The sequence below is a fragment of the Ktedonosporobacter rubrisoli genome (assembly GCF_004208415.1).
GTDB classification, from domain to species: Bacteria; Chloroflexota; Ktedonobacteria; order Ktedonobacterales; family Ktedonobacteraceae; genus Ktedonosporobacter; species Ktedonosporobacter rubrisoli.
This window is the reverse complement of record NZ_CP035758.1, coordinates 3,516,117-3,541,612: the sequence shown is the minus strand read 5'-3', so window position 1 is coordinate 3,541,612 and position 25,496 is coordinate 3,516,117. Positions and strand designations below refer to the sequence as shown.

The 25,496-nt window shown below is 51.8% G+C and carries 24 protein-coding genes; 12 read left to right on the top strand and 12 right to left on the bottom strand.

What is annotated here, in order from left to right; genetic code table 11:
- Window positions 1-66 precede the first annotated feature (66 nt).
- Both EPA93_RS15855 and EPA93_RS15850 read left to right on the top strand, forming a co-directional pair.
- Window positions 67-1,005 (top strand): ABC transporter ATP-binding protein, encoded by a 939-nt coding sequence (locus EPA93_RS15855; RefSeq protein WP_129888445.1) that lies wholly within the window; start codon window positions 67-69, stop codon window positions 1,003-1,005.
- A complete protein-coding gene (locus EPA93_RS15850) occupies window positions 1,002-2,879 on the top strand; it encodes an ABC transporter permease (protein WP_129888444.1) in 1,878 nt (625 codons plus the stop codon). The genes EPA93_RS15855 and EPA93_RS15850 overlap by 4 nt, the downstream gene beginning before the upstream one ends.
- A 78-nt stretch (window positions 2,880-2,957) precedes the next feature.
- Here the strand turns inward: EPA93_RS15850 and EPA93_RS15845 are convergent, their stop codons facing one another.
- Complete coding sequence (locus EPA93_RS15845; RefSeq protein WP_129888443.1) at window positions 2,958-4,247, bottom strand: ABC transporter permease; 1,290 nt, start codon at window positions 4,245-4,247, stop codon at window positions 2,958-2,960.
- 821 nt (window positions 4,248-5,068) lie between these two features.
- Here EPA93_RS15845 and EPA93_RS15840 point away from each other — a divergent pair.
- The 5 genes from EPA93_RS15840 to EPA93_RS15815 all read left to right on the top strand — a co-directional run bounded on the left by EPA93_RS15840 (window position 5,069) and on the right by EPA93_RS15815 (window position 10,186).
- The gene (locus EPA93_RS15840; RefSeq protein ID WP_129888442.1) at window positions 5,069-5,623 is read left to right on the top strand and encodes a non-canonical purine NTP pyrophosphatase; all 555 of its coding nucleotides are present in this window, start codon (window positions 5,069-5,071) and stop codon (window positions 5,621-5,623) included.
- Between the two features lie 329 nt (window positions 5,624-5,952).
- The gene (locus EPA93_RS15835; protein WP_129888441.1) at window positions 5,953-7,392 is read left to right on the top strand and encodes an FAD-binding oxidoreductase; all 1,440 of its coding nucleotides are present in this window, start codon (window positions 5,953-5,955) and stop codon (window positions 7,390-7,392) included.
- A gap of 365 nt (window positions 7,393-7,757) precedes the next feature.
- A complete protein-coding gene (locus tag EPA93_RS49825; RefSeq protein WP_242527420.1) occupies window positions 7,758-8,039 on the top strand; it encodes a hypothetical protein in 282 nt (93 codons plus the stop codon).
- 495 nt (window positions 8,040-8,534) lie between these two features.
- A complete protein-coding gene (locus EPA93_RS15820) occupies window positions 8,535-9,497 on the top strand; it encodes an ISL3 family transposase (protein WP_129888439.1) in 963 nt (320 codons plus the stop codon).
- A 29-nt stretch (window positions 9,498-9,526) separates the two neighbouring features.
- Entirely contained in the window at window positions 9,527-10,186 is a 660-nt protein-coding gene (locus tag EPA93_RS15815; RefSeq protein WP_129888438.1) for a transposase, read from the top strand.
- Between the two features lie 185 nt (window positions 10,187-10,371).
- Here the strand turns inward: EPA93_RS15815 and EPA93_RS15810 are convergent, their stop codons facing one another.
- From EPA93_RS15810 to EPA93_RS15770, 10 genes are all read right to left on the bottom strand, one after another.
- A complete protein-coding gene (locus EPA93_RS15810) occupies window positions 10,372-10,890 on the bottom strand; it encodes an HIT family protein (RefSeq protein ID WP_129888437.1) in 519 nt (172 codons plus the stop codon).
- 500 nt (window positions 10,891-11,390) lie between these two features.
- Window positions 11,391-12,737 carry a phosphotransferase gene (locus tag EPA93_RS15805; RefSeq protein WP_165423154.1) on the bottom strand — a complete coding sequence of 449 codons (1,347 nt, stop codon included), beginning with the start codon at window positions 12,735-12,737 and terminating at the stop codon, window positions 11,391-11,393.
- A 1,382-nt stretch (window positions 12,738-14,119) separates the two neighbouring features.
- Window positions 14,120-14,503: a transposase gene (locus EPA93_RS49820; RefSeq protein WP_242527419.1), complete on the bottom strand. Its 384-nt coding sequence runs from the start codon at window positions 14,501-14,503 to the stop codon at window positions 14,120-14,122.
- On the bottom strand, window positions 14,496-15,065 hold the full coding sequence (locus EPA93_RS49815; RefSeq protein WP_242527418.1) for an IS630 family transposase: 570 nt from the start codon (window positions 15,063-15,065) through the stop codon (window positions 14,496-14,498). The genes EPA93_RS49820 and EPA93_RS49815 overlap by 8 nt, the downstream gene beginning before the upstream one ends.
- A gap of 103 nt (window positions 15,066-15,168) precedes the next feature.
- Window positions 15,169-15,501, bottom strand: a complete 333-nt coding sequence (locus EPA93_RS15795; RefSeq protein ID WP_165423153.1) for a helix-turn-helix domain-containing protein — start codon at window positions 15,499-15,501, stop codon at window positions 15,169-15,171.
- 45 nt (window positions 15,502-15,546) lie between these two features.
- The gene (locus tag EPA93_RS15790) at window positions 15,547-15,876 is read right to left on the bottom strand and encodes a hypothetical protein (RefSeq protein WP_129888434.1); all 330 of its coding nucleotides are present in this window, start codon (window positions 15,874-15,876) and stop codon (window positions 15,547-15,549) included.
- Between the two features lie 397 nt (window positions 15,877-16,273).
- Window positions 16,274-17,014: an ABC transporter permease gene (locus EPA93_RS15785; protein ID WP_129888433.1), complete on the bottom strand. Its 741-nt coding sequence runs from the start codon at window positions 17,012-17,014 to the stop codon at window positions 16,274-16,276.
- Window positions 17,011-17,976 (bottom strand): ABC transporter ATP-binding protein, encoded by a 966-nt coding sequence (locus tag EPA93_RS15780; RefSeq protein WP_129888432.1) that lies wholly within the window; start codon window positions 17,974-17,976, stop codon window positions 17,011-17,013. Before EPA93_RS15780 ends, EPA93_RS15785 begins: the two co-directional genes overlap by 4 nt.
- On the bottom strand, window positions 17,973-18,386 hold the full coding sequence (locus tag EPA93_RS15775) for a GntR family transcriptional regulator (protein WP_129888431.1): 414 nt from the start codon (window positions 18,384-18,386) through the stop codon (window positions 17,973-17,975). The genes EPA93_RS15780 and EPA93_RS15775 overlap by 4 nt, the downstream gene beginning before the upstream one ends.
- A 436-nt stretch (window positions 18,387-18,822) precedes the next feature.
- Window positions 18,823-19,458 (bottom strand): TetR/AcrR family transcriptional regulator, encoded by a 636-nt coding sequence (locus tag EPA93_RS15770; protein WP_129888430.1) that lies wholly within the window; start codon window positions 19,456-19,458, stop codon window positions 18,823-18,825.
- A 131-nt stretch (window positions 19,459-19,589) separates the two neighbouring features.
- Between EPA93_RS15770 and EPA93_RS15765 the strand changes: the two genes are divergently transcribed.
- The 5 genes from EPA93_RS15765 to EPA93_RS15745 all read left to right on the top strand — a co-directional run bounded on the left by EPA93_RS15765 (window position 19,590) and on the right by EPA93_RS15745 (window position 22,774).
- Window positions 19,590-20,063: a cupin domain-containing protein gene (locus EPA93_RS15765; protein WP_129888429.1), complete on the top strand. Its 474-nt coding sequence runs from the start codon at window positions 19,590-19,592 to the stop codon at window positions 20,061-20,063.
- An 88-nt stretch (window positions 20,064-20,151) separates the two neighbouring features.
- On the top strand, window positions 20,152-20,949 hold the full coding sequence (locus EPA93_RS15760) for an alpha/beta fold hydrolase (RefSeq protein ID WP_129888428.1): 798 nt from the start codon (window positions 20,152-20,154) through the stop codon (window positions 20,947-20,949).
- Window positions 20,950-21,223: 274 nt separating this feature from the next.
- Window positions 21,224-21,514: a DUF1330 domain-containing protein gene (locus EPA93_RS15755; protein ID WP_129888427.1), complete on the top strand. Its 291-nt coding sequence runs from the start codon at window positions 21,224-21,226 to the stop codon at window positions 21,512-21,514.
- 40 nt (window positions 21,515-21,554) lie between these two features.
- Window positions 21,555-22,055, top strand: coding sequence for a cupin domain-containing protein (locus EPA93_RS15750; protein ID WP_165423152.1), 501 nt, complete (start codon window positions 21,555-21,557; stop codon window positions 22,053-22,055).
- A 296-nt stretch (window positions 22,056-22,351) separates the two neighbouring features.
- On the top strand, window positions 22,352-22,774 hold the full coding sequence (locus EPA93_RS15745; RefSeq protein WP_129888425.1) for a hypothetical protein: 423 nt from the start codon (window positions 22,352-22,354) through the stop codon (window positions 22,772-22,774).
- Window positions 22,775-22,906: 132 nt separating this feature from the next.
- Here EPA93_RS15745 and EPA93_RS15740 read toward each other — a convergent pair whose 3' ends face one another.
- Window positions 22,907-25,030: an ADP-ribosylglycohydrolase family protein gene (locus tag EPA93_RS15740; RefSeq protein ID WP_129888424.1), complete on the bottom strand. Its 2,124-nt coding sequence runs from the start codon at window positions 25,028-25,030 to the stop codon at window positions 22,907-22,909.
- Window positions 25,031-25,496: the final 466 nt, after the last annotated feature.

Sequence of the window (25,496 nt, the reverse complement as noted above, 5' to 3'; positions counted from 1 at the left end):
TGTTAATAATGTATACTTAATGATATGTTTCAGTTGGCGCCTGAAAACTTTGCATAAGAGGGTTCAATGGAAGAACAGGTGTATCCTTTTTCATCGGCCGTGCGTTTCGAGAGCGTGACATGTCAGATTGGAAAGCGCAAAATTCTCGATCGTGTCAATCTTACGATTAAACGAGGCACCATTACTGGAGTGCTTGGTCCAAATGGGGCAGGAAAAACGACATTACTCAGCTCAATTATTGAACTGCGCCATCCTACATCTGGTACAATAACTGTCTTTGGGGAAAAGCTTCCAGTGCGTAATAAAAAATTGCGCCAGAAGATAGGCGTTGTTTTTCAAGAGACAGCACTCTACGATGAGTTAACAGCCTTCGAAAACCTGAGCTTTGCCTCGTCTTTATATAATGTACCTGATGCTAAACAGAGAATTATTGAGGTGCTGGAGCTCCTTTCGCTCTCAGAGCGCGCGCATGAGCGCGTACGCAATCTGTCTGGAGGGATGCAGCGGCGTGTCGCGATTGCCCGTGCCCTCTTACATGCTCCTGCCCTGCTGATTATAGACGAACCAACGCTGGGAGTAGATGTAGAAGCCAGGCATGCCATCTGGTCGCATCTGCGAGTCCTGAAGTCTGCAGGTACAACAATTATTGTTTCGACCAATTATCTTGATGAGGCATTGGCCCTGTGCGATACAGTTGCTGTCTTACGCGCGGGTCAGTTATTGACCTGCGAAACTCCAGGAGCCTTGGTCGCACGGGCTGGGAGCTGTCTTGACATTGAGTGTAGCGAAGCGGCAGGCACAGCGATTGCTCAGGCACTTGCCACTGTTGATGGCATCTTGCGTATCAATCAAGCACCAACAGGCTTGTCGGTTTTTTTGCACGGAAATACGGTTCCCGATGATGTCATGCGCCTGGTTTTGCAAAGTGCAACCATCAATGGCTTTCGGGCGCGGGGGGCAGACCTGGCCGAAGTCTTTCGAGCACTGGAAGAGGTATCATCATGAAAGCTCTCCTCGTAGCGCTTGGTGGGGGTTTTCAGGCCGAACTAAAGCAGCTCTCCCGCTCACGTTTATTTGTTGCGCTTACCATCATTCAAGCCATCACCTTTCTTTTTCTGGCTAGCCTCTTTGGTATGACCGGTAGCTTTGCTCCAACGGCTATCGTCACTGAAGATAAAGGGAAATTGGCAAATGATTTTATCACCACTCTAAATGCCGCTCACCATTCTTTTGATCTCCATATTATGGATACCCAGGCGGCCCAATCCGCATTACATCGAGGAGATCTTGTAGCGATTATTACTATTCCCCAGAGATTTTCAGAGGCGATTGCGCGAGGAGAAGATACAACTATTCACGTTGATGTAGATAATGTGAATACTGATATGACAGATGATATTCAACGTGCCCTACCTTCTGCGATTGTTGCTTTTGGTCACAAACTACAACTTCCTCATCTTCATGTGCAGGTAGCAGAACATGACCTTATCGATCATGACACAGGCTTTATTCCTTATCTTGTCGTGAGCGGGCTGGCTCTAGATGCCTTTGTGATTGCCTGTATTCTCAGTGCTATGGCGGTTGCGCGCGAGTTTGAGGCTGGCACAATGAAGCTGCTCGCCGTAGCACCAGTTCATCCCCTTTTCTCACTCCTGGGCCGCGTATTGGCGACTGACTTAGTTGCGGCAGTAGCAATGGTATTTCCTGTCGCTGTGACGATTGTTGGCTATCGTATAGTACCGCTTCATCCCTTCGAAATGCTTGGGGTTATTCTGCTTTGTATCATTATTTTTAGTTGCGTGGGCGTGGCACTAGGGGCTATCTTGAAGCGTACATTGCCTGTTGCCTCTCTCGTCTTTGGCTTAAGCCTGCCTCTCTATCTGTGTAGCGGCTCATATGAGCCTCAGCGCTTCGACGGGAATCTTATCTGGGCCCTGGCACATCTATCTCCAGTCTATTATGCGGTAGGCATTTTACAACAGGCATTTCATGGATTGCAGGTAACACCTGAAGCGATTTCCAGCGATTTTATCGCCTTGCTCACCTGGGCAGTGTGTATGCTCTTGCTCGCGGGGATACTTTTGCGTGGCGCAATGCTAGGAAGAGCAGCTATATGGCAAAGGGAGAAACAACAAAAGCAACAGCACCTGAGAAGGGCTGGGAGCTGGCTACTCCAGAAGCAGCGTTTTGTTCTAGCTGCGCACAAGCCTCTTGTTCTGCTTGCTCTGTTTGTGCTTATCGCGGGAGGAATCTGGTTTAATGTGCTACAAAGCCTATCTTTACAAAAGAGCCAACAACAGCAAGCGGCAGTTGAGCTCGCGGCGGCTCAAAGGCAAGATACATCGCTATTAGATTATATAAACTTCATAAGTGATTTGCTGGCCCATGACAATCTGCTCAACACGAAGAAAGGCGATGCCGCTACAGCAATTGCCAATGCACGCACCCAGGAGCTGCTACAGCAATTAGATGCCGATCGTAAGGTAACGCTCATACGTTTTCTCTACGATGCCAGATTGATTAAGAATGATTATAAGATTATTAGCTTACAAGGGGCAGATCTTAGAGCCGTACATCTTGCTAACGTTGATCTTAATGATATCAATCTAGCGGGCGTCAATTTCAGCGGAGCCGACTTACATGGCGCTGATCTGAGTGCGGCGAGCCTTGCTTCTACTAACTTTAGCGGTGCTAATCTATCGGGAGCCAACTTGAGCCGTACGAATATGCGTGATACCGACGTGAGCCATGCGAATCTAACCAATGCAAATTTACAGTATGCGATTGTCGAGGCAGTGCAATTAGAAAAGGCCGGCTCTCTAGCTGGTGCAACATTACCAGATGGCTCGGTTCCTCCCGCAGGGCTGGACCAAGATTAAGCAAGATGGAGGTAGATCTCTCCGCGGCTATGGGTACAAAAACAGCTCAACTGGCGAAAAAACTTACAAGAAATGGCATCATCTACTCCATGATCGACGTACCGCAACTGAACCGACGACCATGGCAAGTAGGGCAGTTCCAAGCAGAACTGCAAGATCAGTTGAGAAGCCGCTCAGGTCTGGATAGAATAAGGCCTGGCGCATGCCATCAATAGCATAGCGAATTGGGTTGAATGCGCTGATTGTACGGAGCCATTGAGGCAAAAATTGGATGATAGTAAAGCCTCCTCCCAGGAAGAATAAGTAGGTTGCTAGAAGAGAAGATGCCAGTGCGATATTTCTGGTGCCCCGCAGTAATGTACCAAGAATTGCCCCTAGACTAGAGGCGCCCAGTGCTGTCGCTGCAAAAATAGCGATGAGGGCCGGCCAATGGCCGGCAGGAGGAGAGATGATACCAATGATAAGGCAGAGGGCTATAGCTGGAATGAGCACTATCAGCGAGGCAATAAAGCCGCCAAGTAGACGTCCTGCGACCAGGACCCAGGCGGATAATGGCGCAAGCACGAGGTGGCGCGCTTTACCGCGCTCTACATCCTGGGCACACAGCAAGGCTGTACCCATCAAGCCTGTGCTTAGCACAAGTAGAACAAGATCTGGGAGGACCTGATAAGCGAGAAAATTTACATTCGTTTCTCTTAGATTTCGCTCATCAATATTAATATGGTAAGGATTGGGGGTCGCATTGCTATCACCGGTATTTAATTGGCCCTCAAGGCTAAGCTGAGGAGCATCGAACTGGGCTATTGAACGTTCCACGCTGCGTCGGATATCGTCTGAGAAATCGATATCGATGTTGTTAAGCAGGAGTTGGAGACTCGCTGTATGGCTTGACGCTTTCTGTTCAAAATCAGCTGGGATGATGATAATTGCGGCAATTTCTTGATCGCGCAGCATACGTTGAGCGTCCTGCATATCTGTTACGCTAAGGAAATAGGCATCAGTATCTGCTTTAATGATCTCGGCCATATGTAGCGAGGAGGGACCATGGGACTCAATAACCAGGGCAACGGGCTCCTGGGTTACGGCAAAGGAAAGGGCAACAAGCATAACAGCCATTCCGATAGGAGGGATGAGGGCACTGGCTATCGCCAGAGGCATACGCCGCCAGAGGAGCAAATCCAGTCGTGCCAGCGCCCACAGGCCTCTGAGAGCATGAAAGTTGTCTTTGAGCAGCTTCAGGATATCAATGCTTATCTGACGGCGGGCCCGCTTTTTTCTCATCCCAATCTGCCAGAAACCTGGAGCGTTCCTTTGCTTTCGACTCTCATTCCAGCGCCTCTGTTGTCCCGACGATTTTTTGCCCCGCATAGATCAGTTCCTTTCGCTGTGATAGGTTTTCGTGGCAGTTTTCAAAAAGGAGACGAGATGCCCGAAAAGCTGTATTAGCAGAAGCCCATGAGCTCCTGTTCGCTTGTAAGAGGATCTTGCCCGTAGATTATGATGGTGCTCACCTCCCTCAAAGAGGTTTATACATTAAGTATACATTAAAATAAGCGGATTGACGCTTCGTGAGACAAAAATTCTCATTAAGCGAAACCGCTCCAAAGGCAATGATGAGGGCAAGCAGACTCCTTGGGATAAGAGCAGCGTCCTGCTCGGATCGGGACAAATTTGTCCCGATCCACCACGGGCGTAGAGTCCCAAAACTATTGGGCAGGAACACGATTGGCTCATTGTCGGAACTGTGGCACTTTTTAGATGAAGAGCTTATAAGAGCCAGCGTGTCGGCTCTGCGCTCGCTGTTTCTTCTTCCGGTAATTGTATCCCCCTGACCAGGTTTTGCCACTCCTCGGCGAGATTGATCATAAAATTCAATGGTTGCTTCTATCGTAGTTTTTTATCATCGGATATAGACCTTTGTGTTCTGGTTTTGATATCTATTAATGTAGAAATGCTTGAGAGCTTTAATAAGAGCAGGAGAACGATAAATCCACCTTTGAGAAAATATGCTATTTGAAGATAAATTACTATTGCAACACCTCATAGCATAAATTATATTACACGTGCAAAGAAGCTTCTGCGGGTCTTGAGTGGTTGCTTGATTTTTTGCTATAGGGAAGCTTGCCAAAGTTGAGCAAAGAAAATACGATAACCATGGCCAGGCTAATAGATTGCAGAGAGGAGTAACTATGATTAGCTCGTTGATTTACATTACCAGTAATCCGGGAAAAGCCAGGCAGATCAGCCAGTACTTAGATTTTCCTGTGGAGCATAGAAATATTGAACTTATCGAGGTCCAATCTCTTGATTTAGCAACTATTATCAAGCATAAGGCGCGCGAAGCGTATAAGCACGTGCTTTCTCCAGTGCTGGTAGAAGATACCTCCTTGCAGTTTCTGGCAATGGGGAAATTGCCGGGACCATTGGTCAAATGGTTTCTAGCAGAGCTAGGTACGGATGGCTTATGTAGATTGCTAAATGGATCTGAGGAAAGAGCTGCCAGGGCTGCAGCACAATTTGGGCTGTATGACGGTCAGTCCTTTCGGACGTTCACAGGCGAAAGAGAAGGTTATATAGCTTACGAACCGCGAGGAAACCATGGTTTTGGCTGGGACCCGATATTTATTCCTGCTGGCTATGATAGAACGTGGGGAGAGATGACAGATGAAGAACGCAGAGAAACATCGATGCGAGCTCTAGCACTGGAAAAGCTCGATGCCTACCTAAAATCCAAGATGCATTAGGGAACTTTGCCCTACTTAGCGAAATGGTGTGGCAGGATGCACTCTTAATAGGTGTATATATAGTAACATCGATATATCCCGGTAATAGAGGATCTACCTATCGTAGTAAAACTGTGAAATGTGACATAATGTTGGCTCCATTACTTTGCTATACTCTTCTCTTGACAGAACCATAAGCCTGCGAGGGTTCAGTAATCTATGCGGCTAGTACAAGTTTTGCTGGCTGAGGAATGAGCAAAGCTAAGAATTGTGTAACCCATGTATATAGCTCATTATGACCTTATGACCAGACATAATGACCTGAAATATTACTAAGGAGACAAATAAATATGAGTGTTGAACAAGCGGGACAGGCGATAATATTTGAGCCAACCGACCTGCAAGCTCTGCGTACACGTCTAAGGGGAAAAGCACTTGTACCCGGCGATGAGGGATATAATAAAGCACGACAGACCTGGGATACCGAAACCTTTCAGCAATATCCTGCACTAGTTGTGCTTCCCTACTGTACAGATGATGTACAGCAGGCCGTTAAGTTTGCCCAAAAGTATGGTCTTCCCATAGGAGTACAAGGCGGGGGGCATGGGCATCCCTATCCAGTGAATGGTGCGATTCTTGTAAACTTTGCATATATGAGTAAAATCCAGATTGATGCACAGAAAGCAAGCGCACGAGTAGAGCCAGGAGTTAGATCTGGAGATGTAGTGCGGGAGGCTCAGTCCTATGGCCTTGCTCCACTCACTGGTTTTGCAACAACTGTTGGAATTGTAGGTTATATGCTTGGGGGAGGTGTTGGTTGGTTGACACGCCAGTATGGTCCTGGGGCGGTGAGTATTCGCTCGGCCGAACTGGTGACTGCTGAAGGTCAAGTGTTGCGGGTCAGCGAGAAAAGCTACCCTGATCTTTTGTGGGGCCTGCGCGGAGGTGGCGGTAACTTTGGGATTGTTACTGAGTTGGAATTGGCGCTCTACCCAGTTGAAAATATCTTTGGGGGTCAGATTGTCTATCCAATTGCGCAGGGCAGAGAAGTCTTAAATGCATATGCACAATGGATAAAAAACCTGCCCGATGAACTGACTTCAGCGCTGCGTATTGTACATTTTCCTCTTGCTCCTGCGCTTCCCCCAACGTTGCGGGGGGCGTCAGTGATACAAGTAATGGCTTGCTACAATGGGGATCAGAGCGAGGGAGAGGCTCTATTGCGACCGATGCGTCGAACCAGTGCATCACTTCTGGATACATTTGCGCAGATCCCTTATGCACAGATCGCCTCGATTTCCAATGATCCAGTTGAGTCCCCTCCATACTTTTTGACGGGAGAGACACGAGCCTTAAGGGATCTAGTTCCTAGCGATATTGAAACGCTTTTGAATGCCACGGGTAATCCTGCGGCAGGACTGATGGCTGAGATACGGCAATTTGGTGGAGCATTTGCCCGACAGGAAGAAGATTCTATGTCATTTAGCTTTCGGCAAGCATTGTTCTCGCTAACTGTGATGGCTGGAGCGCCATCTTGTGATTTGTTAGGAGAAAGGAAGAGAGCTATAGCAGCCTTAATGCAGAAACTCACGCCGATGATGACCGATGAAGCGCTTATCAATTTGAAGGGAAACGCTAGCGAGGAACTAACACGAGCTGCTTATCCGCTGGCAATTTATCAAAGATTAGCTGCGCTTAAACAGCAGTACGATCCGCAGAATGTCTTCCGCTTCAACCATAATATTCCTCCTTGCAGGAATAAAGCCTGGATGCAGGCTGCAGACTTCTAACTGATTCTTTAGGATACGCCTGTTTCAAAATTTTTATAACACAGCACATCAGCTCTGGATATGGGTAGATGCCGACCGGCTCAGGGTGGCGGCATCTACCTGGTGCAGGCCCAAGAAAGATCATAAGAAAGCAAGCTGATATGAGAAAGTATGAGAGCACCTATCTTCATTGGGCCACATACCGAAAACGAGCAAACCAGTATCCAGGCGGAGCTGCGTTCCAAAGCTGCCTTTGTCTTACGTCATTGCCAAATTTTGCTTGCCTCTTCCCGCAAAGAGCGAGTTCCAGCCATTGCGCGAGCGCTGGCCTGCGACGAGGGGATGGTGCGAACTAGCTCCATGGCTTCACTACCAAGGGGCTCATCGTGCTCCAAGCAGGCACGACGCGCCCATACCACTTGCGGACCAAACTGCGAGCAGAAGATGGCAAACGCCTGCGCGACTTGCTCCATCGCAGCTCGCACAATTTTGGCAAAGAAGACGATAGGTGGTCATTTGGAACTGCTAGTCCAGGTCTGCTTCGAGGTTGGACTGACCAGCAAGCTGATCTCCGACGAGAGTGTGCGCAGAGATCTCAAACGGTTGGAGATCAACTGGAGGAGGGCGAAGCGCTGGATCACCAGCTCAAGACCCTCTCCACGGAGTAAAAAACGCCCACAACCGTCTGATTGAGTCCTGTAGCTCACGCTCCGACTGGGCTATCGGCTTTGTCGATGAGGTCTGGCAGTCTCGCTTTGCGCTTCCTGAACAGGTGTCGTGGGTCTGCGCTAAGTACACTCACACTATCTTTTTGGCTTTGGAGCCAATCACTGACAAAATTTTCTCTCAATCCTTTCCGCCGACCACCGACACGCCCCAGTTGCGCACCGTTTGATCATCTCTTTGGTGCTTCGATACAAGCTGTCTAACGCTTCGACTTCTTCTGCTCTCAGAGGTGGTATCTCTAGGGATTCCCTCATGGCTCCCTCCTTCCGAAACCGACCTACAGGATGCTGGGTCTCCCGATCTTTTGATGAAAAACACTGCCTAGTTGCTTATGAAGCCAAATTTTAATGCCTCTTTCATAGCCATCGCGCAAGACGACCGATATACTGCATCTGGGCATCAATGACGCGGAACTGATAGAAGGAGGGGTCTCTCCGATGGCTGACCAAGCACTCTTACCTGATCCTAGCTGTTTACACCTGCTTCACCTCGAAGCCGAGGGGAAGGTGATCACCGCCACGGTAAAAACAACAGCACAGCAAGCTCGTTGCCCTCTCTGCGACTTCCGATCAGAAAAGGTCCACTCTCAGTATCAGCGTGTCGTTGCTGACCTGCCCTGGATGGGATATGCAGTCCAGCTCCTGCTCCATGTCCGGCGCTTTTTCTGTCCCAATCCCGGCTGTCAGCGCAAAATTTTTACAGAGCGTGTGCCCAGCGTTGTCGCTCCTTCTGCTCGACGCACCTTGCGGCTTACCAACCTTTTCACACTCGTTGGCTTCGCATTGGGTGGGGAGGCGGGCAAACGCCTTATCGCCGGGATGGGGTTGGTTAGCAGCCCAGATACCCTCTTAGGGCTTATCCGAGCTAAGCCTTCCTCCCAGATGCGCACCCCCAGAGTGCTGGGACTGGACGATTTCTCCTTCTGTAAGCGCAAGACCTACGGCACGATCTTAATAGATCTAGAAACACACGTTCCAGTGGATCTCTTGCCAGACAGAGAATCGATCACCGTAGCAAAATGGCTTAGAGAACATCCAGGGGTCGAGATCGTGAGCCGCGATCGGGCAGGTCCATATGCAGACGGGATAAGACAAGGGGCTCCAAACGCGGTACAGGTTGCCGACCGCTGGCACCTGTTATCGAACCTTTCAGAAAGCATGAAAGGGTTCTTCCTGAACAAAGCCGCGCAGCTCAAAGCCCTCGTTCAAAAACCCTCGGAAAAGATTTCTGAGGAGGAAGCGGCCCAGCTCACTCCCTGGTACGCCGGAATGACTGGGAGCAAACGGCAGGAAGAAAAGAGCGAGAAGCTCCATCAGGAGCAAGTGCAGCGCTATCACCAAATCCACGACCTCTTTGCCAAAAAAGTTGATACGCTAACATTGCACGCCAGGTGGGAGTAAGTCGGAGGACGGTCTATTACTATCTGAAGATGACGGAACCGCCACCGCGAACCCGTATCAATCAGCAAGATCGCTCGCGCATCTCTCCATACAAAGATTACCTGATCAAGCGTTGGAACGATGGCGTACGGAATGCTCAACAGGTTCACCGGGAACTGCTGGAGTTGGGATACACTGGCTCGGACCAGCCCATTGTCCGTTACTTTGCTCAATTCCGGACCAAGAAGAATGCCAGAAAATTCAAACACGTTGATCCTGAGACGACCACTCCTGTTAAAGCCCCTCCCAAGCGTCCGCCGACCGCCTCACAGGTGGCTCATTGGATCACCTTTAAGCAAGACCAGCGCTTGGACTGGCAGCAGAAGTATTTGCTTCAACTCTGTCAGGCTGATCAAGAGATCCAGCTTGCTTACGACCTCATCACCGAGTTTACCACTCTGTTGCGAGAGCGAGCTGGAGACCGCTTGGATGTCTGGCTTCAAAAGGCGGAGGAACAGGGTATTGCGGAACTCAAAAGATTTGCAGCCTCACTCAAGAAGGACTACGATGCAGTGAAAGCTGGCCTCACGCTGATTTGGTCTCAAGGCCCGGTAGAAGGGCATGTTCATAGATTGAAGTTGCTCAAGCGTCAATCCTATGGTCGCGCTAGCTTCGAGATCCTACGCAAGCGAGTGTTGCAATGCGGCTAGTAAAACCGTTCAAGGGAGGCTCGACCACGATTCATCAAAAGATCGGGAGACCCAGGATGCTTGACACATATTGTTACCATCCCTTGCAAAAAAACTTGTTAGCTGGAAAGGGATGTGATACTACTCTTTCAGTATTCAATAAGGAATGAGACAGAAAAGTTGTGGACGTGACCTGAAAAGAGGGATCAGTTCGAGGAAGGAGGCGCAGAGGAAGGACCGAGCCGTTCCATAGCTTGACGAATGGAGTGGGCAAGCGAGGCTTTTTCGTCATCTGGAATAGCGAGTACCCCTCTGGAGTGCTCAAGAGCGACAGTCTGTTGCTGTTCATAAGGAACGCCTGGAGGCAAGGGAGCCAGGTGCCAATGCACATGTCGATTTCCTTGTTGACTGCCGAGCGTGAGAATGTAGAGTCGTTCAGTCGGAACAACCTGTCTGAGAGCTTCAGCCACTCGATAAATGAGTCGCTGAAGCTGAAGATACTCCTCCAGAGTAAAGTCCCCAGTGGCCTGTTCTCGGTGATCTCGCGGAGCAACTAGTACGTACCCATAGAGTACTGGGTGTTTGGTTAAAAACACGACAGCAGTTTGATCCTCATAAATCATATGGTGAGGATTGTTCCCAGCCACGAGTTCGCAGATAAAACAAGGACCTTCTTTCACTCGTTTTTTGTACGCTTCGCTATCAAAGGGATACCTCTCAAACATGCGATCTCTCCTGTCATCGTCATGAACGGACTTGTCGTGTGACTCCATTGTAGCAGACTCAACCATGTCTTACAAGAAACGTTTAACTGGAAAGAAGATCATAAAAAGATATCAAGAGTATTTGTCCACTTGCTTCATCTTGAGTAGTCCATAAGGGTGGCAGAAGCAACAGAAGATGACCTTTCTTTCGTCGGCGATGAGCTTGCGAGTTGGCACGAAGGATCACAAACCACTCCACTTCCCCTGACTCCCACAATGGCAATTGGGGACTCTGGTAGGGGTGGTCATACAAGCGCGGGTTGCCTACGCGCAAGAAGTGTTTCGTGGAGTAGCTGATATTGGTGCTCAAATTCATACTCAGCCAGCTTTGATGGTGGCATGGCACACATTTGCCAATGACATCCATGCCACCTGTCGTGGCTTCGATAGTGTTTCCTCAAGAAATACCGTTTCAGAGCACAAGAGCTGCGATCTGAAACGGCATATGCTCTTTTCCCTGTTTACAGCAGGCAACGCAGGTAGGCAGGAATCATCAATGTCATTTCCCACTTTGCTTCCATGTGAGGCAAGATAAAACGGTGATATCGGCTTGCGTGATGCAAAGGCGCAAGACATTGGGCAATTTCAAATGCTCGGGTTAAACGCTCCAACGACTCATAGCGCACCCATGGTCTCAAGTAAGCAGACCGTTGGCGCATTTGCCAATCAGGCGTGTCAGGGAAGGAGATTTCCATTTCTTCAGGAAAGAGACACAGACTGAAAAAGGGATGGGCAACTGAGCTATCTGACCAATCGAAAAATAGTGGCCTCTGTTCAACCCAGGCCACATTCGCAGGGCCGAAATCACCATGTTCCAATGCGTAGGGGAGCTGATAGGTTTTCAACTCCTGGCAAAGGTTCAGAAAGTGGGGCAGATGAGCGTGCAACGCAGCAATCTCTGAGCTGGTGAGACCTTTTCCTCCGACAAAGAGGGCCTCAGTGTCAGCCAGCAAGGTTCTGATATCCTCTATCAAGTCATCAAGCGTACGAGTAGGGCATCCCATTGCAATCAGAGAATCTGCGTGCGTTACCGTCTCTCGCTGGAGCATAGCAAAGGTATGCACTGCCTCTTCCCACCGGGCAAAGATTCCTCGTTCGCCAAGTTTCGGCCCACCGAAATCGCGCAGCAGCAAGAGGCTCTGTTGGCGATTTGCCGCAAGTACCGAAGAAGCGTGGGAAGGCCAGTGGACATCCAAATGTTGGGTCAGTGGAAGTTCGTGAGTAAACATGGCTGGAACGGCTTTGCAATAGACCTGTTCATGTGTGGTTGCTACTCGCAAGAGGCACGAACGCTCCCAGGTACGGATCTGTTGCACTGCCTCACTTACCTCAATCGCCTGTCCCTGGAGTGTCTCGACGATCCAACGTGCTGTTTCATCAAACCAACCAGTTCGCGCCCAAGCGCGTCGAGCTGTCGGAATGCCCTCAATTTGCTCTGTGAACCAGGCCTCAAGCACTGCTCTTTGCATCTGATGGGTCAGCGGGAGGGTCTTGAACTCAGAGAACCCAATCCAAGAACCATTGACAGGAGGACGCCATTGCGCATCTCGGTTCTCAAATTCATAGACTCTAATTAAATGTCCGCTTCCCGTATCTTGGTCGATGAACAAACAGCGCAAGGTAATGACGCGCAGCGCCAGCAGGGCTTGAATGGTTTGATTGATGTGATCACAGGTTTGCCAAAAGGGGCGTTCTGTTGTCTGCCAACAAGGAAGGGACCAGCCGTTTTCGGTATGCAGCAGGAGCACGGCAGGCTGTGTTCTGTGAGGAATCACAGCAGAATACTCATAGATGGCAGGAGGATTCATCGAATGCTTCTCTCTTTCGTCGTTCTCATCATGGCTCGTGTCTGCGAGAGGATGTCTCGCATTGGCATCCAAACACACTGCCTTCCTCAACTGAGGCGGCAGCAAAAAACATGCTTCAGATTTCAGAACCATAATGAATCAGGCGAACATGGATGAATCGTACCTCCAAGAAGATATGCACTCATGAGGAACAAAGATGCTCACACGGACCTACGGTATCACAGCGCTCTTTTCTTTGTCAACAGGTGAATGGCTTTCTCGTGCGCGTGTAACTCATGCTTCAGGTGGAGAACACTAAGCAGCTAGCCGCCATGCTCCTTCTGTTGTACCTGCAGACGCAGCCCCTCGAAATACTCACGATACCGAGCCAGTTCTGCCTCCAACTCGGCAATTCTCACATCCTTGTAGCATCTTTGGCTAGCAGACCGAGTGAGGAGCGAGAGCGAGCCCCTCTTGTCCACATTGTCCAGGCAGTTCTCTCACCTCCGGCTGCTCAACCGAAAGCTATGCCTGTAGCCATCAGGTCTTTGGGGGAAGACCTGAATCTTACCAAAGGCTTACCTCCTTTGCTTTAGATAATGTTCGTGACGAATTTCTTGTCACACCTCGGCTGAAGTTTTCCAGGATCGAGATGCAGTAGACCATTTCCACTCCTTCCAGTCGGTGTATATCCAACAGCGGCGCGCCAAAAGGTTGAGCCATTCTCTGATCCACGTTGAGGGAAAGAGAGGGGCTTCTCATTTCTCAGGCCGGGAAAACAGTGACTCTTGCCTCATCTTTTCCGCTGAGCCCCTTTTGCTCCTCTGGTCACCCCTGTTTCTTCAAGATCCAGGCTTCCTCCTGGCCTAAATACGAGGCCATCACATGCTCATTAAAGCGAGCCAGATGGATGTATCAACGCTAAGATAGAATGGGCTCATGTAACTTTTTGGTGAGACCCTGGTAATTCTCAGCCAGCTTGCTACACTGTGAGCATCTTTTTGAAGCAGAGGTAGCAAGGGAATGCCCACCACACCACTCTTACCGTTCCCAGAGGGATTGGAGATCACCGCCATCAGCCTCACCGACGATGGGTTGCTTGTGCGAGTTGTTTCCAATCGCACCAGTTGCCCCTGTCCCGTGTGCGCAACGCCATCAGAAGTCGTTCACAGCCTGTACCGACGGCATCCGCGTGAACTCCCATGCGTCGGGCAACAGGTCAAGCTCCTCCTGTTGGTTCACAAATTCTTTTGCCGAGTCCCAACATGCCCTCGGAAAGTTTTTACCGAGCGCTTCCCCGAATTCCTCCAACCCAGTTTGCGACTCACAGCTCGCCTGCGTTCGCTGATACAGGCAGTTGGCCTGGCCTTTAATGGCTCTCCGTCGCAGTCAACCAACGATGGTCAGATGGGTATCTCGCCTCTCTGCGGAAGATACCCACAATGGCGAAACCAACCTTGCGCATCTTGAGGAGTCACGGTGAGCAAGGCTTGGGCAATGGCGTCGTGCAGGGCTTCACGCGTGCGAGCTCCTACTCGGCGCAGGAATGTTTTCAGTTTCGAGAAGGTTTCTTCAATCGGGGAGTAATCCGGCGAATAGCTGGGGAGAAAGAGCAGTTGGCATCCCCTGGCCCGGATCACTTCCTCTATCCGCGCCGATTTGTGGGCTGCCAGATTATCCATCACCACCATCTGTCCCTCGATGAGATGGGGAGCCAGGACCTGTTCAATGTACTGTTCAAATACTGCACGATTGGCTGATCCGTCAAGCAGCAGGCACTCACCCATCCCATGAGAGAGAGGCTATCAACGTCAGATTCTTGCCCCGGTTGCGTGGCACGTGGTCATACGCTCGTTTCCCTTTGGGAGCCCAAGCATGCAGCGGTGTCAAACCAATGTGCGTCCCACATTCATCGATGATGACCAGTTTGGTGGCATCCAGATGTGGACACTGTTCACGCCAAGCTGCGCGTTGGTCTTCGTCGCGCTCCGTGGCTCCAAGCGTTTTCTTTTTGCGGGTCCAGCCCAGTCGTCGGATTGCTCGACTCATGGTATTCGTGCTCACACGCACACCAGAGGTCTGTTCCCAGAAATGACAGCGCATCGCGAGGGTTGCATCAGGAGAGGCTTCAAGCTGGGCTTCCAGACCGGCTTGCAACGGAGCACGTTTGTTGGGGGGACGACCGGGGATCGGTTTGCGGTGCAGGTGCCCCGTCTCCCGCCGTTGCTTCAGGTATCGTTTGATGGTCGCTCGTGAGACGCCGAATAGCTTGATGATCTCTCCCCGCTGATATCCTTGATCAACTGCTCGTACGACCCGTTCTCGCAAATCCGGTGAATACGCTTTCATCGGTCCCTTCTTCTTAGCTTGTCTCTGATCCTCTCTTTTTCTCTGCTATTCTATCATTGGCTCAAGCTTTTGGCCAGTCGCTGAAGTAGCGAATATCCACGCTCTAGAACTGATGACGCCTCTCGGTCCGGAATGGCATCTGCGCTTTAGGACGCCCTCCTTGACGCGGCATTTTCAGATGATATAGGTCACGGTTGATGGCAAGTAAACGACCACAGGTAGATCGACTCAGCTTGATGCCCAGTTGCTCCAAAGCTGCACTCACGCGGTAGGCGCCCAGTTCTGGATTCTCAGCAAGCTTTTTCACCTCAGACATCGCTTTGAGCGTCGTTTTTCGTGCTGGTTGATGAGGCGCGTGCGAGTGATCATGCAGTCCTGCAAATTGTCCCTCGGCCCACTTATTGAGCGTGGTATGAACCGTTTGTCGACTGGTCACCAAATAGCCTGCAATGCTTTTCGCATTCCATCCCTCAGCATGCAACTAGATGATTGTCCGTCGACGAGTGAACGCGTCAGTCATCTCAGTAAACCGCTGAAACCGACGCTCCCGCGAGGGCTTAGGTCCACTGGCGAGAACCAGTTTGATGGTTTGTGGAGAGGGTTTGCGCCCAAATTTCACAAAACAGATGGTCGTCAACTCATTGGGGCGAAAGGCAGAGTACTCTGCATGCAGATTCACAATCTCTTGCCGGATATCTGGCGGCAAGGTCCGTTTGTCTTGCCTGGGAACAACTGGTGGTGGATCAGGTGGGAGCAAGGAGGCCATACCCGCTTGGTCAAAGAGGTTGGACTTGTAGTAGATGGTCCGCATCGACATGCCTGTTTCGACGGCACGTTCTTTCGGTGTCTCCCCCCAAAGGATTACCGGACGAATAATTTCGTAGGTTATTTGTGTCGGTTAGCTTCGGGCGAATCTGGTCCCAATCGTGAGTAGGTTCCTGGCTTTGGTATCGCTGTTTGGGCATGAATACTCCTCTCAGGAGTGCAGGAGACGATCAATGCCTCACTGCAAAAAACGCGAACCCCTTTTCCTGGAATATTACCCATTTTTGTTAGCTGAGACAAGTTTTCTTGCAAACCCCTGAGATCCTCCCTCATTTCCGAGAAAGCCACATGAATGTACTTAGAGGATTTGTGCAAAGCCCGGTGTCTGCTCCATCAAACAGCAGCCGGTTTATTCTGGCTAAGCTATTGCCATGGTTCCCTGGCTAATAGGCCTTCTTTCGAAACGCAAGCAGAGCTGCCAGCAGCGGCAGCAGCGCCGCGACGAGGCAGATGATCGATGCCACGAACGGAAAATCAATCGCTAGAGAGGCTTTCCAAGCGTAATCCATGCTCCATACGCCTCCATGGGACAGGAAAAGAGTTACGAGTATCAGTGCAGCCGTCACAAGCAAAGAGAAAACCACCGAACGAAGCGTGTCGGAGAAGAGGATGGAAAAGAAGAGGGCCAGCCCCAAAGGAACTAAAGCCACCAACCAGAGCAGCCCCGTTGCGATGAGCAGTGTGAGCACATCAAGTGGCTCTGCTAGAGCCAGGCCAGCGAGGGCCAGGATCAGGCTGCTCATCACGCTCACGGCCAGCAGCAGTCCTGTACCCACCATGTATTTGGCCAATAGAATACGTTCTCGACTGATGGGTTTACTGAGCAAGAAGAAGATCGTGCCTGTTCTTGCCTCCTCGGCGATCAGCCCGCCTCCTAAAACTGCTGCGAACAGGAGGAGAATAAGTGGGCCGTTGGTGGCGAACCAGCTGCCCCAGACGAATGCAGAATAGTTCTTCACCGGGTCGTGCGTCAGCTCTTGGAAGAGGGGAGCGGCTGCATTGCCACTTGCTTGAAGATATTTATGATATTGATAAATGGCGATATTGCCAGCAGAGGCCACCAGAGCCAGGAACGCGAAGATAAGAACCTTCCAGCGCGCTTGCAGCACCTCTTTGAGGATCATGCTCCTTCTCCTCTCAATGCAGTGAGCAGCACCTCTGCCAGGGGCACCGCCACCACCTCGTGATCACGCAAGGCATAGGGTCGCGCTTGCAGCAACGCCACCAGCGCCTGAGCCTCTCCGGCCATGCGCAGGCGCACCGCTCGCCCTTCCTGCTCTACCCTCAGTACGTCGGGCAGCCCGCGCAGGTAGGCCATCTCTTCAGCCGGGGGCTGCTGGGCATAGACCAGGCGCACAAACTGCTCCCGGGTGCGCAATTGGTCCACCTCGTCATATAAGCTGAGCCTGCCCCCGTGCAGGACGGCGACCTGATCGGCCATGGCTTCCACCTCAGCGAGCTGCTGGGTGGCGAAAAAGATGGTTGTGCCCCTGGCTGCCACCTCCCCAATAAGGGTGGAGAGCACCACCTGGTGGGCCAGCGGATCAAGGCCGGCGGTTGGCTCATCAAGAATGAGCAGCTCCGGCTCATGGCCCAACGCCAGGCACAGCGCCACTTGGGAGCGCATGCCCCGGGAGAAGGTCTTGAGGCGTGCGTGAGCAGGCAAGGCAAAGAGATCAAGAAAGCGTTGCACCAGCGGCTGGTTCCACCGCCGCTGCAGCTGAGACGAGAGCCTGCAAAGCTGGGCGACGGTCAACCCATCGTAGAGGCTGCTCTGCTCACTCACCGAGCCCACCAGGGCGTTGATCGCTTGCTGCTGCCTGCCTACCTCATAGCCCAGCACCCGCACCACCCCACTCTGAGGAGGACGAAAGCCCAGCAGGGTTTTGATAGTCGTGGTTTTGCCAGCTCCGTTGGTTCCCAACAAGCCGAAGATCGAGCCGCGAGGCACCGTGAAGCTCAGGTCGTGGAGGACCGATCTTCCTCCATAGGAAGCGCTGAAGTGGACGAGCTCTATGGCCGCGCTCTCCTCTGGTTCCCATGGCAGGGATGTGTGATGTTCTCGTGTGCGCTCATAATGCTTCATGACTTTTCTCCCTGCTGTTGGCGTTCAGGATAGAATTGCATGATGGCGTGCTCAAAGTGGACGCGTAAGGCGTCGGCGCTCAGTCCCAGACGGCTGCCATCATGGACCATCTGGTGCACGCGCTCCAAGAGTGCTTCTTGCTGCTGGATGCGCATGCGCTCGGCAACCGTGCCCAGCACGACAGTTCCTTTGCCCGCGCGACTCTCGGTGAAGCCTAGACGTTGGAGCTCGTTGTAGGCTTTGACGATCGTGTTGGGCGCAATGGAGAGCTCGCTGGCCAGCTCGCGCACCGAAGGCAGCGTCTCTCCTGGGGAGAGGGTGCCCACCTCCAGGGCGTGCTGGATCTGTTCCACCAATTGCACATAAATTGGGACGTTACTGCGTAGATTGATCTGTAGCCAGATAGCCATCTTTTTGTCTTTATCTATTAGTGTATCACAACATTGATACAATATTAGATATTATAGGAAAAAGACTAAATTGTCAAGAGGGCTGGGGAGATCACACAGCTATTTACTTCTCCCACAAAGGCGTGAGTAAGAGGCGGGCTGCGAGAAGAGGCTGCTAGCCAAACATCGCATGAACTGTTTGGCACTACCAGCGCCTGTGTATAGGGAAAGGAGAGATATTCTTCCACCGGACTACCCGCTCCTCTGACTTCACTAAAGCAGGTAGGTCGCATAACCAACAAAGCTCCCCACTTCTCATTGCCTTCTCATCGCTTTTCTCCTTATATCTCATCAGTATTTTTGAACGAAGTTGACAAGACCACGCTGGACCATGATCTGTTCTCAAAAGGCTTTGAAAGGCACCTTAGCATCAGGAGACTGGCGAATGACTGATCCCTCAGCGCAGTGTTGGGGAACCATCGCAGAGGGCCGCTGCGGTGATGGTTCTCGCTAGTCGTGCAGCAGTGGAGATCGCTTCGTCAGGACTGAGCCCGCATAGATCGGTGAGGGTAAAGAGCGCTTCCGCACTGACGACCACCGCCAGGTCTCGCTTGAGTTGTGTGAACGCCTCAGCATCAGTCTGCGCGAGCATAGCCTCTGCCGGGGCCAGCGCCTCATCGATCCAGTCAAACCGGAGTTTTGGCCTCGTAGCGGGGCCCTCTGGTTGCGTTATGGTGGCTGCGATCATAGCACGCACCGCTCCCTGGTAGGCCTGTACACGCCGAAGGAAAATCTCAGCGGCGAAGGCGATACGTTCCACCGGATCGGTGGAGTGGGCGATAGGGGCAAGCGCCTCAGCTGGACTGGGCCATAGGCTAACAATGGCTGTGTTCACCAGAGAGGGGAGATCGGGGAAGTAGCGGTAGACCGTCGCTTCCGAGACCAGTGCGACCCGCGCGACTTCGGGGATTGACACAGCGGAGCCTGAGCGAATCAAGCCGCGGCAGGCCTCGATGATCGCTTGACGGGTACGGATTTTCTGGTTCATGCGGCCTGAGCTGCTCGCATCGGGCAGATCGTGCTTACTGTGCATCTTGTTCCTCCTCACCTTCATGATATCACACTTGTACTATGAGAGAGTACTTGCATAGATAGTAAAACTCTGGTACTATGATGATAGTCGACTCTCATGAAGAGGGTAAGGTATCATAAAGGAGGAGATAGATGACGGAGATTTCAAAGGATGCGTTCGTCCATGCCGTGATCCTCAAAGCGGGAGAAGGACGTACGATTCCTCTTGGTCCGATTCAGATGCTGGTACAAGAGGATGGGACACATACACGAGGAACATTGGGCATCGCAGAATTAAGCGTAGCCCCTCATGCTCCTACCCCGCCGCCTCATTTCCATCGCACGTTTGAAGAGAGCTTTTACGTCCTCGAAGGCGAATTAGAGTTTCTGGCTGGGACCAAGACCTTGCGAGCGGGTGCAGGAACATTCGTCATGGTACCCATTGGGGCAGTGCATACCTTCAGCAACCCGACAGGCAAAGCAGCTCGTTTTCTCAACACCTTCACTCCTCCGCGCTATCTTGGCTACTTTGAAGAATTAAGCCAACTGATTCAGGCAGGGGTGACGCCAGATTCGCGCCAGTTTGCTGAATTGATGGCTCGCTACGACACTGTGGTGGTTTCTTAGCTTGTTTTTTATTCTCAATGGCTTGCTTGCGCGATTTCATAGGAGCCCGCTGGCAAGTGTGAGTTTTCTAATAGAAAGAAGAGGTGCTATGAGCACTTTCCCTCCTCTCAATGCGCGAAGCGTATCTTTTGCCGATGGTTTGATGGTTCGTATCCATGAAGGAGGAAGCGGCCATCCCATCCTGGTTTTGCATGGAGGCGCTGGGCCGCAGAGCGTCGCAGGACTGGCTGCGGCTCTCTCCAGTCACGCATATGTGCTCTTGCCGACCCACCCTGGATTTGAGGGTGAGCCACGTCCTGAGTGGTTTGATAGTATTGATGATCTCGCACTGACCTATCTAGAACTCCTCGAACGACTCGACTTGCAGGATGTGCTGGTCATTGGCTCCTCAGTAGGTGGGTGGATCACCTCTGCAATGGCAGTCTACAATACTATGCGCCTCGCCGGCCTCGTCCTGATTGATGCCGTTGGCATTCAAGTCGATGGGCATCCTGTTGCTAATGCGTCCACACTCTCGCCCAATGAACTTTTAGCTCTCAGCTTCCACAATCCGGCAGCCTTCCGCGTCGATCCAGCGACCGTAAGTCCAGAGCAGGCCAGGGCTCGTGCCGGAAACATCAAGACCCTTTATGTGTATGATCAAGGGCTGAATATGGCTGACCCAAAGCTAAGGCGCCGACTTGGACGCGTGAGCATCCCTACCCTTGTGGTGTGGGGCGAGAGCGATCGAATCGTTGATGCCGGGTATGGCCGTGCCTACGCCCAGACGTTGCCCCATGCTAGCTTCGAACTCATCCCAGAAGCTGGCCATCTCCCACAGCTTGAACAGCCAGAACGCGTGCTCAACCTGGTACGGGAGTTTGCCGAAAGCTGCGCTCGCGTGTGAAGTACTCGGGAAAGAGAAGAAAGGAATGGGCTTTGACGGTGCTGGCGATGACACGGATTGCACACGCAAGTGTACTCATTGCCGATCTCGTGCAACTTGTCGAAATCTCAATTCCATAGCAGCGTACATTGCGCACGAGGTGCGCCTGTTCTAAAAATCGCGGCATTTTGCCGCTGTTCGCCCAGGAAAGTGGCTTGAGAGAAGCGATTCCATCGTTGCAGGCCGATTTCGTCAGTTAAGAAGAGTTTTGACGAGAAAAAAGAGAGGAACATCTATGGCAGTCTACTTTGTCCTTGATATCGAGAAAGTCATCGATCCGCAAAAGATCGGTGAATATAGTCAGCGGAGCGGACCAACAAGAGAACAGTATGGAGTAAAAACAGTGGTCCTGGGTGGGGCATCCGAGACGATTGAGGGGAACTGGCAACCGCAAGGAGCAGTTATCCTGGAATTTGAGGATGAGGCACATTTCAAACGTTGGTACACTTCGCCCGAATACCAGGAGATTTTGCCTCTTCGCTTACAAGGGACGACCTCGCGGGCAATCCTCATACAGGGAGTTTAAGTATATATTCTTGAGCTATACTAGTAAAGAGGAGAAAGAGATGCATCTCGAAAAAAATCCTACAACCCATGTAGTCCTTGATGTTGTTGGTCCAACAGTGGAGTTTCTGCTCTCCCCTGGCGATGAAAGCAGCGATTTCTGTGTGTTGAAAGGTGTTCTCTCTCCAGGGGTCTTTGTGCCAATGCATCGTCATCCTGATACGGAGGACTTCGTTGTTCTTTCTGGGACCATTGAGTGTTTGAAGATCACTGAAAATGGGCATGAATGGATCTCTGGCAAAGCGGGAGACTTCTTCCATGTGCCCAGCAATGCCCTTCATGCCTGGCGCAATGTTTCCTCCGAACCCACGACCTTGCTCATCACAACTACCAAAAAGATGGGGCACTTCTTTGAAGAGATTGGCATACCGTGGTTGGGTCGTCCTCAGATGCCTACCCCCGAAGTATTGGCACATCTGATAGAGACATCTGAGCGATATGGATACTGGAACGCCTCTCCAGAAGAGAATGCTGCAGTTGGTATCAACATGAGTTTCAAGTAGGGGAGAGCTTATGGACGCACAAAGCATCAGGAGCTTATTCGTTTGCTCAGATCTTGCGTCCTCTGCTGTCAAGCATTTGTCCCCTGATACTGTTGTAAGTTTCAACGCGAACATAGAAAAATGAGTTGCTTCAGCATAAGGTAGAGGACTAAAAAGGATTGCAAACATATGACGGCTACCCTGGTCAGGCTGGGACGGTGCAGGTCTGGGAAGCTGTCTGATATACTAAGAGTGAAAAAATCAGGATAGCACTCAGCGGTTTCCTGATCCAGATCGTTTGGGGAGGAAGTTTTTAATTGGGAACGAGTTTTGTCGAATACAAGGGAAAGGGGTTCTGGGCACCTGATCTCTACCTGGCAATCTGGCTTGGAGCGCTGATTGAGGTCATTGGCCATCTGTCTTCACCCTCCGAATGGCTCGTACGTGCTCAGCGGGACTGGCATCTCCAGGCTGTTCTTGGAAGCACCGGAACTGTTTCTGCCAGTTTAGACAAACTTGTGACGACGGATGAGCAGACACGTATCCTGCTGGCTCTGAGCGAACAGGCACTCACCTTGCTGGCCCGGTATGAAAGAGGAATCCCTGCTGATGTGGCCAATGCCATGCTCACCGACAGTATCATCATCAGGCCCCCTCAGTGGGGGTGCAGGACGCTGTTCCCACAGCAGATGTGCTCGCTATGGGAACAGCTTTCATCCGGCTTCTCAAAGGAGAACTGACCCCACCAACTTCATCTGTTCGCTTGTATGTGGTACATGCCGTGGAAGATGTCCCGTCACTACCTGATCCTCAGCCTCCAGCACCGAGATGACTGGCCACACTGGTGCTCAAGAATCTGGCGGCAACGGTTTCTATGCTGGTTGGATAGTCACAGCTTCGCTTGCGACACGCCCTTCCTCGATGATCAGGGCCACTGCCCCACCGGTGAGCAAGCTCACATCCTCGACATCGCCGATAAGCCGCCCATTGATCCAACCCTGAATCCGTGTCCCGCGTACCCGCAATACGAAGGCATAGGGCTGATAGAGATCTCTTTTGAGCGGCAGCTCGGCCAGCACCTCTTCACCATCTAGTACTTTGATGAGACGCGCGCTATGTTCATCAGTCAGTAGCAGCGCATAGTAGCGGCGCATGCCTTGCGCGCGAGCTGCAAGCCCTATGGCTTTTGCCATATGAGGGGTGAGCGTCGCGCTCACGCTATAGTCTTTCCAATCGCGTGTTCCCTGGATGAGCAGACCGCGCCCTTCATTCTGGATCAAGCGGTAGGTCTCAGGCCACCCGGGCTCGAACTGATCAATGCCATTGACCCATGCCCGTCGCCAGAGGGTTCCGTTGTGCTCAGGTTTCCCCAGCACGACCTCTGGCGCGCCATCCCAGGTCAGGAAGTCCAGGTAGACGCTGCCACTATGAGTCTGGGAGGCACGCAGTTCGCAACCAATGGCTGCAATAGGCGCCCCCACAAGAGCCGGAATGCGCCATTCAAACTCGTGAGCCTGGCCGGCTACGATGCTTGCAGCCGGCCCGCCCAGGACAAGCAGTTTGTCATCTGCTCCATAATAGCGCAAGAAGAGCTGGCAGGTGACGGCTGCCGCATTCTGCTCATCTGCCAACACACGTGCGTGCACCTGCTGACCTGGATAGAGGGTTGGCGAGGCTACCAATTGATAGCCATCCATATGTAACGCCTCTGGTGGCATAAAGGTCGGTGTAGCCACATGAACTCGGTGATGCTCACTGAGGTGCGAGTAATGGATGGCCAGGCTACGTTCACCAGTCAGGCTGTGATCCTCCACGTTTTCCAGCCTGGTTGGCGCAGCTGATGACTTCTGGCTCTCCTCCAATTGGAAGCCTTGCACCGAACCTGGCAACGCGAAGTTGAAACGAGCCCCCTGTTTCGGCGCCACAAAGTTCTGCCCAGCTAGCGTGTAGGCTGAAGCGACGAGATGGTAGGTTTCCTGTACCGCGTCGGTAATCGCCCGCCCTCCTTCGGCCGTTGCCTGATAGAGCCGGTCGGCGACCGGGCCGCGCCAATCTACGGTACTCTCATCAAGAGCACGGAGCCCATTTTTGATGCCCAGCAGGCAGCCAACATTGCCAGAATTGCAGTCCGTATCCCATCCGCAGGTATTGACAATCATCAAAGAACGCGCAAAATCGTCATTGCCATAGAGCAACGCGAGAATAATCAGGCCGTGGTTCGGCACCATGTGGCAGTTCCCGCCATATGTATCGTAGCCATATTTGGCCGCCAGCAAGGTTCGGGCCTTACGCCAGTCGGGTTCGTTGGCGTGCCACTCACGGATATCGCGGATCATCTGTGCAATAATTGCCTCCTGCGGAATATAGGAGAGCGCGCTATCCAGCAGTTTGTTGATATCACGCTCCACAAAGGCCAGAGCCTCCATGACCGCGATCATCTGTGCGCCATAGATCGCCTCACCATCATGACTCACACTGGCAGCTTTGCGAGCCAGGTCGGCTGCCAGAGCTGGATTGCCGGGTGCGAGCATGGCCCAGGCATCGATAAAGATCTGCGCGCCGATCTGCTCAGCCACTACTTTGCCATTGAGCTCGATTGAGCCACTGCGCGGAGCGGCAATACCATGTGTGAGACGCCGAAAAGCCGTCTCCTCGGTGGAGTTTCCCAGTCCACCCCACCACAGAATGGTCCGCTTTTCAATGATATAGTTCAGCCAGGTCTGCCCAATCTGGACGGCGGTAAGATCGCGTGGGTTGCCATAGTCCGAGAGTGCCCGCACAAAGGTGAAGGTTCCCGAGAGATCATCATCGGTCACGATCAGAGGGACGCCAAGCTGCTCGTGCACATAGCCGGTAATTTCGCCCAACTCGGTCATAAATTTTTCATAGGACCAGCCTTCAAAGGGGCGCCCAAGATAGACGCCGATCATTTTTCCCAAAACACCGGCATAGACACGTTCAACATAATCAGCTGGAAATCGCGTTGGTTGAGACATACAGAATCATTACCCTTTCAGGCCCATCAAGGCAATGTTCTCAATGAGCTTATTTTGCGCATAGAAGCACAGGATGATCTTCAAGATCATCTTACAAGATTCGCTGTCATCGACAGGTTTAACTGCGAATGATATGCTGTGATAAAGCCTACTAATCTGATGGCGATCATGAACTGTGAGCTGTCGTTCACGTACAGAAATGGACCAGGCAGCTCATTCCAGGTCTCCAGGAACGTAAAGACCGCACTGACCGTCAGCCTCGCCGTGGCTCAACCCGCTTGAGAAGTTCTGGCGCAAGTTGCGTCAGGAGGTGCTCTATTTACACCGTCAGGCCCATGATTGAAAAGCGTTACAAGCACGCGTTCGCCGCTTTCTCAACCAATTTGCTCAAGGCTCGTCTGAGGTACTCCACTCTGTGGGCTTCGCCGGTGAGGGCAGCCTGGCACAAGCTCTGCATAGCCCATGA